This window comes from Rhodoplanes roseus, assembly GCF_003258865.1.
In the GTDB taxonomy this organism is placed as follows: domain Bacteria; phylum Pseudomonadota; class Alphaproteobacteria; order Rhizobiales; family Xanthobacteraceae; genus Rhodoplanes; species Rhodoplanes roseus.
Window position 1 is genome coordinate 1 of the sequence record NZ_NPEX01000885.1, and the last position, 259, is coordinate 259.

Sequence of the window (259 nt, forward strand, 5' to 3'; positions counted from 1 at the left end):
GGCATGAGACACTTGTGGACGAAGGCGAGACGAACCGCCTTTTCGTGCTGGATTCTGGCTGGGTCTACACCTTCATCCACACCCCCGATGGTCGCCGTCAGATCCTCGACCTGCATTTTCCGGGCGACGTCGTCGGCACCAACCAGATTGCCTTCGCCGAAAGCACCTGCGGCATCGCGGCTGCGACCGATGCCGTTATCTGCCCGTTCCCGAAATCGGGGCTCCGCAGCGTCTTCTCGAATTCTCCGAAACTTACCGC

Annotated in this window: 1 protein-coding gene; it reads left to right on the plus strand. The window is 60.6% G+C overall.

The window, feature by feature from the left end; translation table 11 throughout:
- Positions 1–14: 14 nt before the first annotated feature.
- On the plus strand, positions 15–259 hold a 245-nt coding region (locus CH341_RS32865), incomplete at its 3' end, for a Crp/Fnr family transcriptional regulator (protein ID WP_245431359.1).